General features: G+C 71.3%; 12 protein-coding genes. 6 read left to right on the forward strand and 6 right to left on the reverse strand.

Annotated features, from left to right (window positions below):
• Window positions 1-52: 52 nt before the first annotated feature.
• The 3 genes from ABD747_RS06865 to ABD747_RS06875 all read left to right on the forward strand — a co-directional run bounded on the left by ABD747_RS06865 (window position 53) and on the right by ABD747_RS06875 (window position 4420).
• Complete coding sequence (locus ABD747_RS06865; RefSeq protein WP_344802731.1) at window positions 53-1726, forward strand: ABC transporter ATP-binding protein; 1674 nt, start codon at window positions 53-55, stop codon at window positions 1724-1726.
• A complete protein-coding gene (locus ABD747_RS06870; protein WP_344802733.1) occupies window positions 1723-3501 on the forward strand; it encodes an ABC transporter ATP-binding protein in 1779 nt (592 codons plus the stop codon). Before ABD747_RS06865 ends, ABD747_RS06870 begins: the two co-directional genes overlap by 4 nt.
• Before the next feature lie 133 nt (window positions 3502-3634).
• Window positions 3635-4420: a hypothetical protein gene (locus ABD747_RS06875; protein WP_344802735.1), complete on the forward strand. Its 786-nt coding sequence runs from the start codon at window positions 3635-3637 to the stop codon at window positions 4418-4420.
• A 33-nt stretch (window positions 4421-4453) separates the two neighbouring features.
• Here the strand turns inward: ABD747_RS06875 and ald are convergent, their stop codons facing one another.
• Window positions 4454-5572 carry an alanine dehydrogenase gene (gene ald, locus ABD747_RS06880; protein WP_344802870.1) on the reverse strand — a complete coding sequence of 373 codons (1119 nt, stop codon included), beginning with the start codon at window positions 5570-5572 and terminating at the stop codon, window positions 4454-4456.
• A gap of 133 nt (window positions 5573-5705) precedes the next feature.
• Here ald and ABD747_RS06885 point away from each other — a divergent pair, with 133 nt between their 5' ends.
• Window positions 5706-6215, forward strand: a complete 510-nt coding sequence (locus tag ABD747_RS06885; RefSeq protein ID WP_344802737.1) for an Lrp/AsnC family transcriptional regulator — start codon at window positions 5706-5708, stop codon at window positions 6213-6215.
• 30 nt (window positions 6216-6245) lie between these two features.
• On the opposite strand, the gene ABD747_RS06890 is transcribed toward ABD747_RS06885, so the two are convergent.
• The 3 genes from ABD747_RS06890 to ABD747_RS06900 form a co-directional block, all read right to left on the reverse strand.
• Window positions 6246-7490 (reverse strand): ATP-grasp domain-containing protein, encoded by a 1245-nt coding sequence (locus tag ABD747_RS06890; RefSeq protein WP_344802739.1) that lies wholly within the window; start codon window positions 7488-7490, stop codon window positions 6246-6248.
• A gap of 72 nt (window positions 7491-7562) precedes the next feature.
• Window positions 7563-8597 (reverse strand): alpha/beta hydrolase, encoded by a 1035-nt coding sequence (locus ABD747_RS06895; protein ID WP_344802741.1) that lies wholly within the window; start codon window positions 8595-8597, stop codon window positions 7563-7565.
• Window positions 8598-8652: 55 nt separating this feature from the next.
• Complete coding sequence (locus tag ABD747_RS06900; protein WP_344802743.1) at window positions 8653-10014, reverse strand: hypothetical protein; 1362 nt, start codon at window positions 10012-10014, stop codon at window positions 8653-8655.
• A 227-nt stretch (window positions 10015-10241) separates the two neighbouring features.
• Between ABD747_RS06900 and ABD747_RS06905 the strand changes: the two genes are divergently transcribed.
• The gene (locus tag ABD747_RS06905) at window positions 10242-10541 is read left to right on the forward strand and encodes a hypothetical protein (protein WP_344802745.1); all 300 of its coding nucleotides are present in this window, start codon (window positions 10242-10244) and stop codon (window positions 10539-10541) included.
• 24 nt (window positions 10542-10565) lie between these two features.
• On the opposite strand, the gene ABD747_RS06910 is transcribed toward ABD747_RS06905, so the two are convergent.
• Window positions 10566-12038 carry a protealysin inhibitor emfourin gene (locus ABD747_RS06910; RefSeq protein ID WP_344802746.1) on the reverse strand — a complete coding sequence of 491 codons (1473 nt, stop codon included), beginning with the start codon at window positions 12036-12038 and terminating at the stop codon, window positions 10566-10568.
• A 352-nt stretch (window positions 12039-12390) separates the two neighbouring features.
• Here ABD747_RS06910 and ABD747_RS06915 point away from each other — a divergent pair, with 352 nt between their 5' ends.
• Window positions 12391-12573 carry a hypothetical protein gene (locus ABD747_RS06915; RefSeq protein WP_344802748.1) on the forward strand — a complete coding sequence of 61 codons (183 nt, stop codon included), beginning with the start codon at window positions 12391-12393 and terminating at the stop codon, window positions 12571-12573.
• Window positions 12574-12882: 309 nt separating this feature from the next.
• Here ABD747_RS06915 and ABD747_RS06920 read toward each other — a convergent pair whose 3' ends face one another.
• A complete protein-coding gene (locus ABD747_RS06920; RefSeq protein WP_344802750.1) occupies window positions 12883-13899 on the reverse strand; it encodes a hypothetical protein in 1017 nt (338 codons plus the stop codon).
• Window positions 13900-14000 lie beyond the last annotated feature (101 nt).

Raw genomic sequence — 14000 nt, forward strand, 5'->3', positions numbered from 1 at the left:
GCGAGCTGGGATCGGCGCGGCAGGTCTGCGGCGGCGACTTAGGGTTGCCTTCGTGCAAGATCCTCGCGCCACTCGCCGGCTGGTTGGCGGAATCTTTCGTCGGCAGCGCGCGGCGACGGCGCTCGGCGCGCTGTTCTGGTCGCTCCACCAGGTCTGCGAGGCGCTCGTCCCGGTTGCCATCGGCACGGTGATCGATCGTGCGGTCGCGACCTCGGACGGGTCGGCGATGGCGGCGTCGGTGCTCGCGATCTTCGGCCTGTTCGCCGTGCTGACGATGGCCTGGCGGACCGGGTTCTGGTTCTTGTCGCGCGGGACGTACGAAGAGGCGCACCTGCTCCGGATGCAGGCGGTCCGCCGGATCCTCACCGGCGCCGGCATCCGGACCGACCGGCAGACCGGCGAGTTGTTGTCGATCACCGCCTCCGACAGCCTCGCCGCCGCGGAGCTGATCCAGCTCGGGGCGCGGGCCGCCGCGGCGCTGGTCGGGCTGGCCGTCACCGCTGGCATCTTGCTGCGGATCGACGCCTCGCTCGGACTCGGCCTGATGATCGGGATCCCGATCCTGGTGCTGGGTCTGAATGCGCTCGGCCCCGTGGTCGAGCGGCGGACCGCCGCCCAGCAGCAGGCAGCGGGCCTCGCCGCCGCGACGGCGTCCGACCTGCTGGCCGGGCTGCGACCGCTGCGCGGCTTCGGTGGCGTGCCCGAAGGCGTCCGGCGGTATCGGCGCACCAGCCGGACGTCGTTGGCGGCCACCATGGGCGCGATGCGGGCGAGCGCCACGTTCCTCGGCGCGTCGACCTTCACCACCGGCTTGCTGGTGGCGATCGTGACGGCGTTCTCCGGCTGGTTCGCGCTCCAGGGCCGGATCACCATCGGCGAGCTGATCACCATCGTCGGGCTGGCCGCGTTCATCTCCGACCCGGTGCTCGGGCTGGCGGACTGCGTGTTCCAGCTGGCGATCTCCAGGGCGTCGGCCGCCCGGGTGGCCGAGCTGCTCGAGGCGCCACCGCGGGCGGAGAGCGGTCGCGAACCCGCCGGCGCCGGGTCGCTGGTGCTGTCGGCGGTGGTCACGCCCGGCCTGGACGGGTTGAGTCTGGAGGTCGCGCCCGGCGAGATGGTGGGAGTGGCGAGCGCCTCGATCCCGGCCGCCGACGCCCTGTCCGAACTGCTCAGCGGCGAGCGGCTCCCGCACGCGGGCCGGGTGACCCTCGGTGGCACCGACCTCGCCGACCTCGAGCACGCGTCGCTGCGGCGGCGGATGCTGGTCGAGCCGCACGCGGTGCACCTGTTCGGATCCACCATCGGGGCCGTGCTGGACACCGGTGACGCGCGCTCGGAGGCCGACATCCGCGCCGCGGTCGAGGCGGCCGCACTCGGCGAGCTGGGGGACACCCTGGAGCACGAGCTGCTCGACCACGGCAGCAACCTGTCCGGCGGCCAGCGGCAGCGGGTCGCCCTGGCCCGGGCGCTGCTGGCCGACCGGCCGGTGCTGGTGCTGCGCGACCCGACGACCGCCGTCGACGCCGTCACCGAGCACCGGATCGCGGCGGGGCTGGCCGGGCTCCGGCTCGGCGGTGCACACGCGACACTCGTGATCAGCACCAGCCCGCCGCTGCTGGCCCGCTGCGACCGGGTCGTCTTCGTGGCCGGCGGTCGGGTGGTTGCCACCGGCAACCATGCCGACCTGCTGACGCGCCCCGACTATGCCGAGGCGGTGCTGCGATGACGACCGGCGAGGCGGTCGCGACTCGGCGACCCCCGGAGCGCGCCATCCTCCCGGTCGCCTCCGGGCGGGAGACCGGGCGGGTGTTCTGGCGGCTGATCCTCGGCCACCGCTGGCTCGCGATCGGCTCGGTGCTGTCCTCGGTCGCCGCCAGCGTGGCGGCGGTGCTGGTCCCGATCCTGCTCGGCCGGGTGGTGGACCTGGTGGTCGACCGCGGCTCGGGGGCCGATCTGGTCCGGCTGGTGATCGCGATCGCGGTGGCCGGCCTCGGCGCCGGCGTGCTGACCGCCGCCTCGCGCTATCTGGTCTCCCGGCTCGGCGCCGAGGTCTGCGCCGACCTGCGCGAGGACGTGATGGACAAGGCGCTGCGGATGGACTCGGCCCGGCTCGAGCTGGCCGGCGCCGGCGACGTCGCGTCCCGGGTGACCGAGGACGTCGACAAGATCACCACCTCGATCCGGCTCGCCGCCAACGTCTTCGCCGCGTTGGTCACGGTGGTGGTCACCGTGGCCGGCTTCGCCAGCCTGGACTGGCGGATCGCGGTGGCGTTCTTCGCGGTCGTGCCGGTCTACGTCGTCTCGGTCCGGCTGTTCCTGCCCACGGCGCGCCGGCTGTACGCCGCCGATCGCCAGGCGGCAGCGGTGCGGACCCAGAGCATGCTGACCACCCTGTACGGCGCCCGGACCGTGCACGCGTACGGGATGGAGGCGCTGCAGAGCGGCCGGGTGGAGACCGCGTCGCGGCACGCGGTGCAGGCCGCGATCGCCGCCGTCCGCGGCTTCCTCGGCTTCGCGAACTCGATGAACTTCGCCGAGGCGGTCGGGCTGTCGGCCGTGCTGCTGACCGGGTTCTTCGGCGTCCGCAGCGGGATCACCACGGTCGGCGACGTGACGGCCGCGGCGCTGCTGTTCCACCGGCTGTTCGGGCCGCTCGGCACGCTGCTGATGACGTTCAACGACATCCAGTCCGCCGGCGCGGCGCTGGCCCGGCTGGTCGGGATCGCCGAGCTCGCGGTGCCGCCCGGGCCGGCCGGGGACGTACCGGCGCCGGGTGAGGTCGCGGTGGCCGCGACCGGCGTCCGGCACAGCTACACCGGCGACGTGGAGGTGCTGCACGATGTCGGCGTGCACGTTCCCGCGGGAACGTCGCTGGCCGTGGTGGGGGAGAGCGGGGCCGGCAAGACCACGCTCGCGGCGCTGCTGGGCGGGGTCTTCCCGGCCAGTGCCGGCGACATCCGGATCGGATCCGAGGGCATCGACGGGATCGACCCGGTGACGCTGCGCCGGCTGATCGGCGTGGTCACCCAGGAGGTGCACGTGTTCACCGGGACGCTGGCCGACGACCTCAGGCTGGCCCTGCCGGGAGCGAGTGACGAGGCGCTGTGGGCCGCGCTGCGGGTCACCGGCGCCGCGGAGTGGGTCGAGGCGCTGCCGGACCGGCTGGGCACCCGGGTCGGCGACGGCGAGCACCCGCTCAGTGCGGCCCAGGCCCAGCAGCTGGCGCTGACCCGGGTCGCGCTGGTCGATCCGCCGGTGGTGATCCTGGACGAGGCGACGGCCGAGGCCGGCAGCGCCGGCGCCCGCGCGCTGGAGGCGTCCGCGGCGGCGCTGCTGGCGGGCCGGACCGCGATCGTGGTGGCCCACCGGCTGACCCAGGCGCAGGCCTGCGACCGGATCGCGGTGATGGCGGCCGGCCGGATCATCGAGTCCGGCAGCCACGACGAACTCGTCGCCGCCGGCGGGACGTACGCCCGGCTCTGGGCCGCCTGGCACTCCTGACACCCGCCGGAAGCTCCCGCACCCCGCCCGGAAACTGTGCGGCTGTTGCATCCGCCGACGGCGTGTCGCTGCAACAGCAGCACAGTTTCCGGGGATGGGGGGACGGGAAGGATGCTGGAGCTACGATCGACGGGTGTCCACCGAGGCGCCGCCGGGTGCCGAGAGCGCGCCCGGGCCGGAGGTCCTCACCACCGGGATCGAGCCGCTCAGCCGCGGCACCAAACAGAAGCTGCTGATCGGCGTGCTGGTGCTCGCCGTGCTCGCGGCCGGGTTCGCGGCCTGGCGGCTCTGGCCGCGCCCGCCGGCGCCGTTCTCGCTGTCCGACCTGCAGAACGTGTACGTCGGCATGGTGCGCTCGGACGGCACCAACGACGCGTCGGTGCTGTCCAGGGAGAACTTCGCGGTGCCGACGGCGTCGGTGACCCCGAGCGCGTGCGAGCCGCTGTTCGAGGAGACGACCTTCAGCGGTTTCCCCGACACCGCGCTGGACGGCGTGGGGACGTACTGGCCGAGCCAGCAGATGGCGGTGTCGCTGTTCACGTTCCGGTTCGCCGACCAGACCGCCGCGGCCGAGCAGTTCCGGCGGATCGACGACGCTGTGACGGCCTGTGCCGGTCGCCGGGTCGAGATCGCCCCCCGGCCCCTCACCGAGCCGCCGAGCGGGACGCCGTTCACCCGGTCGGGTTCGCTGGCGCGGACCGCGCCGGTGCCGCTGGCCGGCGTCGACCTGCAGACCGGCTACCTGTTCACCACCAGCGGCGGGACCACGTTCGCCGTCCAGGTGTTCGTCTACGCCAACCTGGTCAGCTGGCAGTTCCGTTATGACCCCGGGACCGGGACCTACGACCCCAGCCAGGCCGACCAGGTGACCACCTCGCTCGCCGACCGGATCCGCTTCATCGACTCCGAGCGCGGCTGACGCCGGCGACCGCGACGAGTCGACGCAGCCCGCTCAGGAAGCGAGCGCGACCGACGGCTCCACGAACGGCAGGTCGTGCGCCTCGGCGACCGGTCGGCTGACCAGCTGCCCGGCGACGGTGGACAGGCCGGCGTGCAGGGCGGGGTGGCTCTCCGCCGCTCCCCGCACGCCGAGATCGGCCACGGCGACGACGTACGGCAGGGTCGCGGAGGTGAGGGCGAGGGTCGACGTCCGGGCGACCGCGCCGGGGATGTTGGCGACGCAGTAATGCACGACGCCCTCCTCGACGAAGGTCGGGTCGGAGTGGGTCGTCGGCCGGCTCGTCTCGAAGCAGCCTCCCTGGTCGATGGCGATGTCGACCACGACACTGCCCGGGCGCATGGTGGCGACCATCTCCCGCGACAGCAGCTTCGGGGCCTTGGTGCCGGGGATCAGGACCGCGCCGATGACCACGTCCGAGTCGGCGACATAGGCGGCCAACCGGGCACGGTTGGGGATGACCAGGTCGATCCGTCCCTCGAAGATGTCGGACAGATAGGCCAGCCGTGCCGGGTTCGTGTCGAAGACCCGGACGATGGCGCGCATGCCGAGCGCGATCTTGGCGGCCTCGGTGCCGGCGACGCCGCCACCGATGATGGTCACCTTGGCGGCCGGCGTGCCCGGCACCCCGCCGAGCAGCAGACCCGCACCCCCGGACGGGCTCTCCAGGGCTCGGGCGGCGGCCTGGACCGACATCCGACCGGCCACCTCGCTCATCGGCGTCAGGAGCGGGAGCTTCCGGTCCGCGGTCTGCACGGTCTCGTACGCGATCGAGTCGATCCGGCGCTCGATCAGGAACTCGGTGAGGGCGCGATCGGCCGCAAGGTGGAGATAGGTGAACAGCTGCTGCCCGGGGCGGAACCGGTGGTACTCCGCCGCGACGGGCTCCTTGACCTTCACGATCAGGTCGGCGGCGTCGAACACCTCGTCGGCGCTCGCCAGCACCGTCGCGCCGGCGGCCGCGTACTCCTCGTCCGCGAAGCCGGGGCCGAGTCCCGCACCGGCCTGGACGACGACCCGGTGGCCGGCATGGACGAGCTCGACGACGCCGTCGGGCTGCAGCGCGACCCGGTTCTCGTTGTCCTTGATCTCGCTGGGAACACCTACGACGATCGGCATCCGTTTCTCTCTCTGTGAAAGGGGTGGTGACGGAGAAGTTAGGTGCTTTGTTCACGCCTCTCCTGCCGAAACTGTTGGATATTCGAGAAATCGGGAAAATTCCGCAGATCGTTCTATGATTCCGGGCATGAGCGGTCGCCGGGCAAAGAATGTTCGACCCTCGTCCGGCGCGGAGACACTGGCCCCGGTCGACCGCAGCATCCTCGCCGTGCTGCGGGAGAACGCCCGGCTGCCCAACAACGCGATCGCTGCGCGCGTCGGTGTCGCCCCGTCCACCTGTCTCGCCCGGATCCGCGGCCTGGAGGAACGCGGCGTGATCCTCGGCTATCACGCCGACCTCGACCCGGGCATCCTCGGCGGTGCGATCCAGGCGATGATCGCCGTCCGCCTCCGGGCGGGCGCTCGGCACCAGCTGCGGGCGTTCACCGACCAGGTGGTCGCTCAGCCGGAGGTCGTCGACGCCTACTTCCTCGGCGGGCAGGACGACTTCATGCTGCACGTCGCGGTGCCCGACGTCGAGACGCTGCGCACCTTCGTCCTCGAACAGCTGTCGGCCAACTCACAGGTCGCGGCGACCCAGACCAACCTGATCTTCGAGCACGTCCGCGGACCGGCCCGAGCCGTCGCCCAGCCCTAGCGTTGTCGGCGGAGCCGAGCGCGGGAGCGGCTAGGCGTTGTCCTTGACCCAGAGCCCGATCAGGCCGCGGAAGTGGGCGGCGAACCAGTCCTGCTCGTGCGCGGGATAGGTCTTCTTGATCGTCTCGATCAGCAGGTCGTCGAAGGCCTGGGACGAGATCCACTCGTACACGATCTCGTCCAGCGAGGCCAGCGACGTGTCGCAGAACTCGCGGTAACGGTCGGTGTCGAAGTACGCGTTCGACAGCGCCAGGTAGCGCTCCAGCTTGGCCGGGTAGTCCAGGTCGGGGTCGTCGGCGACGTCGTACCAGTCCCGGGTGGTGGTGTCGACCTGCGGCAGTCTGCCGGTGACCGCGCAGAAGATCGACCAGCGCAGCAGCGAGGAGATCGCCCAGGGGAAGTAGTAGTGCAGCGAGGTGATGGCGATGTCCGGACACGCGTTCGCGTAGTCGATCGGCCGCACCCGCGAGCCGGTGACCAGCGACTCGCACGAGTTGAACTCCCAGCGGAAGAACGCGTTGATCGTCTTCGACAGGGTGAGGATCTCGTCGCCCGCCTCGGCCGGCAGGAAGTCGTGGGACACCTCGTAACGCAGGTGCATCGGCAGCTCCGGGCGGAACTTCATCACCATCGTGTCCGGGCCGATGGTCAGCGAGCGGGCGAACGCGTCGTACGGGCTGATCGCGGCCTGCAGGTGCATCAGCATCTGGCCGGACTCGTCGTAGGCCCGATGCAGCACCTCGGCGTCGTCGATCCGGCTCACTCCCCGCCAGGCCCCGCCGTCGAACGGCTTCATGAACATCGGGTAGCCGATCCGGCCGGCCACCTCGTCCAGGTCGAACGGCAGGTTGTACGTCGTCGCCGTGTAGGCCCACTTCTCGTGGTCGATCGGGTTCTTGTACGGCACCAGCACCGTGTCCGGGATGTCGAAGCCGAGCCTGATCATGGCGCAGTAGGCGGAGTGCTTCTCCATCGACTGGAACGTGAACGGGTTGTTGATCAGGTAGGTGTCGTTGACCAGCGCGGCCTTCTTCAGCCACTCCCGCGGGTGGTAGTACCACCAGGCCAGCCGGTCGATCACGACGTCGTGCCGGACCGGATCGCGCAGGTCGAACGGCTCGATGGTGATCCGCTCGGTGGTCAGCGTGTGGTCGCGGCCCTCGTGCGGCACCGCACCGACCCGCTGGACCAGGGTCTCGAACGCGCGCGGCCAGTCGTCCTCGGTGCCGAGCAGCAGGCCGATCAGGTGCGTGGTCTTGTCGCCGCGGACGGACATGGGCGGAGCCTCCCGAGGGGTGTGCGGGTCGATGATCCCGATCCTGTCAGAACCCGTTCCGCTCCGACAGGCTCAGGGCCGGTCCAGCGCGTCGATCAGCCGGTCCAGCCCGGGCGTCCAGGCGTCACGCCAGCCGATCATGGTGTGCGCGTCGGGGAAGATCGTCCAGTCCACCGGGTAGCCCTGCCGGTCGAGCGCATCGGCCAGTTCCAGGTTGTTGGCGAGGTTCTCCTCGATCGCACCGCAGCAGACGAACGCGGGCACCGTCCGCGGCGCCGGGTCCAGCGTGATCCGGCGGACCGCGGCACAGACCTGCTCGAAGTGGCCGTAGCCCGACTCCTGCGGGTCGGTTCGAGGGGTGAAGAAGCTGCCGGACTGGAGCGCGAGCGCGTCCAGGCGATCCGGGCGGCGGCGCTGCAGGGTGAGCATGGCGAGGGCGCCGAGGCTGATACCGAGGCCCGCGGTCGCCGCGACCGCGACCCGTTCGCCGGCCGCGGGAAGGACGAGCTCGGCCACGTCGTCGGCGTAGTCGTCGTTCGCGGCGTACCAGTCGTCCCGGCAGCCCGGCGCCGGATCGAGCAGCAGCACCCGGAGCGGCCGGCCGCGCCCGCCGTGCCAGGTGGCCCAACCCAGGAGCTGGGCGTCGTTCGCCAGCCCGGTGCCGTCGTTCGCGACCAGCAGCGGTGCCGGCGCGGCCGGGTCCAGCCCGGACGGGGACCACAGCCGGGTGGGGATCGGGCGGCCGAGCCGCCCGCTGCGGATGTCCAGCTCGACCAGCTCGCCGGCCGGCTCGGTGCCGACCCACTCCGGCGGGCGGTAGTCGGCAAAGTCGATCACCGACCGGTCCCCGAACGGGTTGCCGATTCGCCGTGGGTTGGTCGGGTCCGGACCCGGATCGCCGTGGCCGTCGGCGTCCCGCAGCAGCAGCCGGTATTCCAGCCGCCGGGCTGCCGGCCTGCGCAGGGCGTACGTCCACTCGGCGTCGGCGCGGGAGAACTCGGGGTCGCCGGCCAGCACCCAGTCGACCTCGAGCCGGACGCCGCCCGGCGCGAGGTCGACGGGGATGTGCCAGGTCACCCCCTCGTCGCGTACGTCCGGTGCCGGCATCGGGCCAACCTACCCAGCGCCGTCGACGGGTTCGTCGACGGCGCTCGGCTCGGGCTCAGGAGAAGCTGTACGGGTTGAAACCGGTGGCGGCCATCACGTACCAGGACGTGGCGGCGGTGTGCAGGTGCGGGTGGTAGGCGAAGCCGAAGCCGGTGTCGATCGGCGAGGTGGCCGCCTGGATGCCGCCCTCGATCCGCTTGCCACCGAAGGTCTGGCCGTCGCCGAGCTTCTCCTGGGAGTCGCGCAGGGTGGCCAGCAGCGCGTCGGACGCGGCCAGGTCGCCGTTGCGGTCCCGCTTCCGCAGCGCCAGGGCGAGCTGGCCGGTGCCCTCGAACCAGACGCCGCCGTCGTTCGGGAACGGACGCCAGTCCTCGGTGCCGCCGACCCGTGCCTTGACGTCGGTGCGGACGGTGCCGCTGGCGAACACGGCCCCGGTGAACGTGTCGTGGCCGGTCAGCGCGGAGTTGGTCCGCAGCGGGGTGTCGGTGCTGCGCAGGTTGGTGGCGGCCCAGTCGAGGGACTTCGCGTACTTGCCGCGGCCGACCGACAGCCAGAACCAGGTCTGGACGTCGAGCGGCAGCTGCAGCGGGTTCTTGTTGATCGCGGCGCCGTCGTCGGAACCGGTCCAGAAGAAGCCGTCGTCGGAGTTCCAGACGGCCTCGATGAACTTCAGCGCATGCTGAGCGCGGCCGTTCCAGCGACCGTCGCCGGTCAGCCGGGCCAGCAGGCGGAAGAAGCCGTAGACGTCGATGTTGTGCTCGGTGGACTTGTGGTCCTCCAGACCGGCCGTCTCGCCGAAGGTGTAGCCGCCGAGCCCGGTGGTGGAGTAGGTGTTGTCGACGATCCACTGGCCGATCCGGACCGCGCCGGCCAGGTAGTCGCCGCGGGGCACCCGGCGGGCGAGCTGGGCCAGCGCGATGCCCGTCCAGGACATGTCGCCGACCGCGGTGCCGACCAGGCCGAACTCGTAGCCGAAGTGCGCGGGCCCGTCCGGATATCCCAAGCTGTCGGCGTGGTAAGCCTGGCGCAGCCGGCCGTCGGAGAAGTCGGCGTCGTGGCTCTGCGCCCAGAGCAGGGCGTCGCCGATCGCCCGCGCGCGGGACAGGTCGCCGGCCGCCAGCAGCGCGCAGGTGGTGAGGGCGTTGTCGTAGATGAAGCCGATGTCGTTCAGCCCGGAGGCGTCCATGTAGCTCTGGGCGAGCCTGGGCCCGGAGTCGCGGTAGGCGTCGGTCACGCCGCGCAGGAAGGACACGGCGGCGCGCACGGAAGCCCGCTGGCCGGCCTTCGCGCTTGCCGCGGCCGGTGCCGCCACAGCCGGCTGGCCGCCCAGGCCGACCAGGCCCACGCCGACAGCGGCGGCGCTCCCGCCGAGCAGCAGTCGGCGGCTGAAGTTGGTGTCGTCGTTCGGATTCGTCATCGGGATTCCCCTTCGTTGGAGCTCCGGGTCGCCTCCTGACGGGGACCTGGAGAGCGCTCTCACCCAGTGAGAGCGCTCTCACCGTAATGAGGTCGTCGCTCCGAGTCAACGGTCCGTCCGCGAATCGTGCACCGCCGGTCCGCCGGTCGTCGACGGGCCGGTCCGCGGATCGCACCACGCTGCCAACCGGCGGGCGCTCACCCGCGCGCGTGGGCCACAATTCGGGGATGAGTCACGAGGCGAGCGGGTCCGGACGGGACGTGGGCCGCATCCTGTCCTATGTCGGTGGGTGGCTCGGCGTGGCGGCCATGTTGGTGCTTGCGCCCTTCTTCCTGGCGACCGGACTGATGGCACCGCTCTGGGGCGTCGTGCTGGTGATGGCCATCTGGCTGGCGCTGCTCGCGTTGGCCGTGCTCGCGATCCGCAGGCGCCGGCCGCTGCTCGCCCTGCTCGCTCCCGTGGTCGCCGCCGGCCTGTGGTGGCTGGTGCTGACTCTCGGCGAGCGGCTGCTCGGCTGGACGGCCTGAAACGGGTCGGGCGGACCGATCGGCTCAGGTCGTCGCCGGGCCGGAACCGGGATGGTTCGGACGACTGCTGGGATCGATGGAGGTGCCGGCGTCCAGCACGATTCGGACCACCCGATCGAGGTCGGGACCGAGATCGTGCTCGGGCAGGGTCAGCCGGACCGCGCCGAACTCGATGGTGTAGACGAAGCGGTCGGCCCCGGCCGCCGTCGTGGCCATCCGGCGGAGGTCGGTTCCGGCCAGCAGCCGGCGGACCTCCGGCCCACTCGGGTGCTCGTTGAGGTCGAGCTCGGCCACCCGGGAGATGCCGGCGACCCCTCCGCTGCGCCGGACGGCGATCGTGTCGATCCCGGTCGGAGTCAGCGGGTCGCCCGTCGGTGCCCCGGCGGCCACGTCGGCCGGTGCGTTGTCGGTAGCCGGCAGCACCCCGACCTCGGCCCACGCCCCGCGCACCTTCTGGGCCACGGTCACGTCGGTAGAGAAGAGCCGGCCCGCGGACGACACGGTGGCCCGGGCGAACCCGGCGAAGTCGGTATCGGATCCGATGGCGCCACCGGTGAGTGTGTCGTACCAGATCTTGCCCGCGAGCTCCCAGCTGTGCCCCCCGAGGGCAATGGCCGCCAGTGCGAATGCCCGGTTCGGGATCCCGGAGTTGATGTGCACCCCGCCGCTGTCCTCGGTGGTCTCGACGTAGTCGGCCATCGACCCGACCTGCGGGTCCTTGCCGATCCTGGGGTCGTCGTAGGCCGTGCCCGGCTCGGTCATCGAGCGCAGCGCCTTCGCGTTGATCGATGGCAGGAACAGACCCGCACCGATCAGCCAGTCGGCCTCGGCCGCGGTCTGGCCCGCGGTCCACTGCGTGCTCATGGCGGCGAACGCGTCGGAGACGCTTTCGTTCAGGGCGCCCGACTGGCCCTGGTAGGCCAGCCCGGCGCTGAACTGGGTCACGCCGTGGGTGAACTCGTGCGCCATCACGTCCGGCGGCTTGGTGAATCGCTCGAAGATCACCCCGTCGCCGTCGCCGTCGCCGAAGACGAGTTGGCTGCCGTTCCAGAAGGCGTTGTCGTAGTCCTGGCCGTAGTGCACCGTGATCGACAGTGTGCCGCCATGGCCGTCGATCGCGTCCCGGCCGAACTGCTGCGCGAACAGGTCGAGAACCTGCCCGCCGTAGTCCCATGCCTCGTCGACCGCGACGTCCCCCGACGGCGAGTCGCCGTCGGTCCGGACCGCGCGGCCGGGCAACTGCTCGGTGTTGTCGGCGGAGTGCACGACCCGGGTGCTGCCGGCCGCTCCCGCCTCCGCCTCGGTGAGCACGGACCGGTGCCGCAGAGCCGGATCGCCGCGCTGTGCGCGGAGCCGGGCGTCGGTGGCCAGGCTTCGCCGCGCGCAGGCGCTCGGCCCGGCATCGTCGACCGCCGCGACGTGCCGGAGCAGATAGGGCGGCACGAATGCGCAGGGATCGGGGTCTTCCGAAGGGGCGGATCGGCGGGGGAGCGGCATCGATGTTCTTCCTTCGGGATCGGCGGCACCGGGCTGACCCGATTCTGCGTCGAGCGTCCGACAGTTCCGGTGGCCTCGGTGCCCGCAGGGTGTCCGAAACGGACACCATCCGACCTCCGGAGCGGGTGCCGGAATGATGCGCAAGGGCCCTGAAGCGCTTTTGTGCAGCCGACCTCAGTGGCTCACACGTGTTAGGAATGTCAACTTTATGACATCGCCTAAATAGGACGCGTCCTGGCATGACTTTCCTGTGCCGACTTGCGTAGATTAGTGCCCGTCGTCAGGTGGCTCGACAAAGCATCGCGTGGGAACGATGCGGCGGAGAGCCAAACAGAAGGGATACCTCACTCCAATGAAGAAGCTCAATCGCAGGATCGTAGCGGCTACCGCCTCGATCGCGCTCGCCGTCGGCATCTTTGCGGCCGTGCCGCTGAGCGCCGAGGCCAGGACCAACTACAAGATCACCAAGTCGTCCGAGGCGCCGAGCTTCGGTGACAACGAGGTCAGGTTCTCAGCACAGGTCAACGGCATCTAGTCGCCGGCCCGGGTCAGGAGGGCCGACACCACAGATCTTCCGCAAGGAAGCCGGGATACCTGACGATCCCGGAGGTCCGACAGGTGATGTGAGCACCTGCCGAACCGACAACCCCACATAGTCGGGAGGGATTTTTCCCCGAGGTCCTTCCCGATCTCCTCCCCCTGGGCTACGTCCGCGGTTCCACTGGAACCGCGGACGTAGCTTTTTGTGCGGGCTTGTCTGTGCGAGTTTGTTCGGCCGCATCCGGGATTCTGGACCGGAGCATGCCGCGCGAATGGGCCGGTCGATGCGGCAGCTGGCGCCGGACTAAGCGGTCGCCCGGATCGTTGCGTCGTCGTCCGCGCCGTCACTCGCCGGAGCGCGGAGGGCGTCGGCACGGACCAGAGCCGCGCCCAGCTGGAGTCGGGTCGTCACCCCCAGCTCGTCCATCAGCTCCGCGATCCAGCGCCGCACCGAGCGGACGTTGATGCCGAGCTGGGTGGCGATCGCGCTGTCGGTCGATCCGGTCATCAGCAGCGAGATGAGCATCTGCCGCCGGGGGTCGTTCTCGTTGAACCCGGACGTCACGATCGGCACGGACGAGTCCCAGACCGTCTCGAACAGCCACTGCAACGCCTCGACCAGCATCGGGTGCCGGGTGACCGACGCCCGCAGCTCCTGTCCCGGGTAGTACGAGCGCATCGACGGGATCAGCGCGACCTGGGCGTCCACCAGGATCAGCTTCATGGGCACCGGCGCGGTCCGGGACTGCTCACCCTTCTCGGCGAACAGGGCCAGCTCGGCCAACCGGTCGCTGTCGAACCCCGGGTGATAGATGCCGCGCAGCTTCACGCCTCGCTCCAGCGCCTGCCACTCCGGCGACATCTCGTCCAGCGCGACGGCGGTCGCGTTGGGCCTCGGCTGGACGTACGGCGGCTTGTCGAAGGCGCAGATCTCCTTCTTCGCGCCGTTGCAGATCTCCCGCCGGGCGGCGATGATCCCCTCCCGGCCGACCACGATCTGGATGTCGGTGTCGGCGGCGTTGTGGCTGGCCGCCAGCAGGTGACTGTGCAGCGACTCCGCCGCGACGGTGGCCATCTCCAGCTCGGACAGCCGCTGGGCGCGCAGCGCGTTGGCGACGTCGAGCAGCGGCAGCGACTGCCACAGCCCGGGCGAGAGCTCGGCGGCCAGGCCGAGGTTGCGCAGCTCCTGCAACGCGCGCTCGGTCGTATCGGGGTCAGTCGTGGTCAGCCGGGCGATCTCGGGGACGGTGCCCGAGGCCATCGGGGCGAGGCCGACGTACACCGCCTCCGCGTCGGCGCTGATCCCGAGCGGCTGCAGCATGGGTCACCTCCTCGCCTCGTGCCTGTCTCGCCCATTATCCGCGTGATCGGCCTCTGAGCGTGCAGACTACGCTGCTGCCGTCGATCGAGCCGCCCGCCGTG

It is taken from the genome of Microlunatus ginsengisoli, from assembly GCF_039537205.1.
GTDB lineage: Bacteria > Actinomycetota > Actinomycetes > Propionibacteriales > Propionibacteriaceae > Microlunatus > Microlunatus ginsengisoli.

What these genes read in the sequence shown, in the direction of transcription:
- ABD747_RS06870 (WP_344802733.1), top strand. Translation starts at nt 1,723, where the DNA reads ATGACGACCGGCGAGGCGGTCGCGACTCGGCGACCCCCGGAGCGCGCC.
- ABD747_RS06885 (WP_344802737.1), top strand. Translation starts at nt 5,706, where the DNA reads ATGAGCGGTCGCCGGGCAAAGAATGTTCGACCCTCGTCCGGCGCGGAG.
- ABD747_RS06890 (WP_344802739.1), bottom strand. Translation starts at nt 7,490, where the DNA reads ATGTCCGTCCGCGGCGACAAGACCACGCACCTGATCGGCCTGCTGCTC.
- ABD747_RS06895 (WP_344802741.1), bottom strand. Translation starts at nt 8,597, where the DNA reads ATGCCGGCACCGGACGTACGCGACGAGGGGGTGACCTGGCACATCCCC.
- ABD747_RS06900 (WP_344802743.1), bottom strand. Translation starts at nt 10,014, where the DNA reads ATGACGAATCCGAACGACGACACCAACTTCAGCCGCCGACTGCTGCTC.
- ABD747_RS06905 (WP_344802745.1), top strand. Translation starts at nt 10,242, where the DNA reads ATGAGTCACGAGGCGAGCGGGTCCGGACGGGACGTGGGCCGCATCCTG.
- ABD747_RS06910 (WP_344802746.1), bottom strand. Translation starts at nt 12,038, where the DNA reads ATGCCGCTCCCCCGCCGATCCGCCCCTTCGGAAGACCCCGATCCCTGC.
- ABD747_RS06915 (WP_344802748.1), top strand. Translation starts at nt 12,391, where the DNA reads ATGAAGAAGCTCAATCGCAGGATCGTAGCGGCTACCGCCTCGATCGCG.
- ABD747_RS06920 (WP_344802750.1), bottom strand. Translation starts at nt 13,899, where the DNA reads ATGCTGCAGCCGCTCGGGATCAGCGCCGACGCGGAGGCGGTGTACGTC.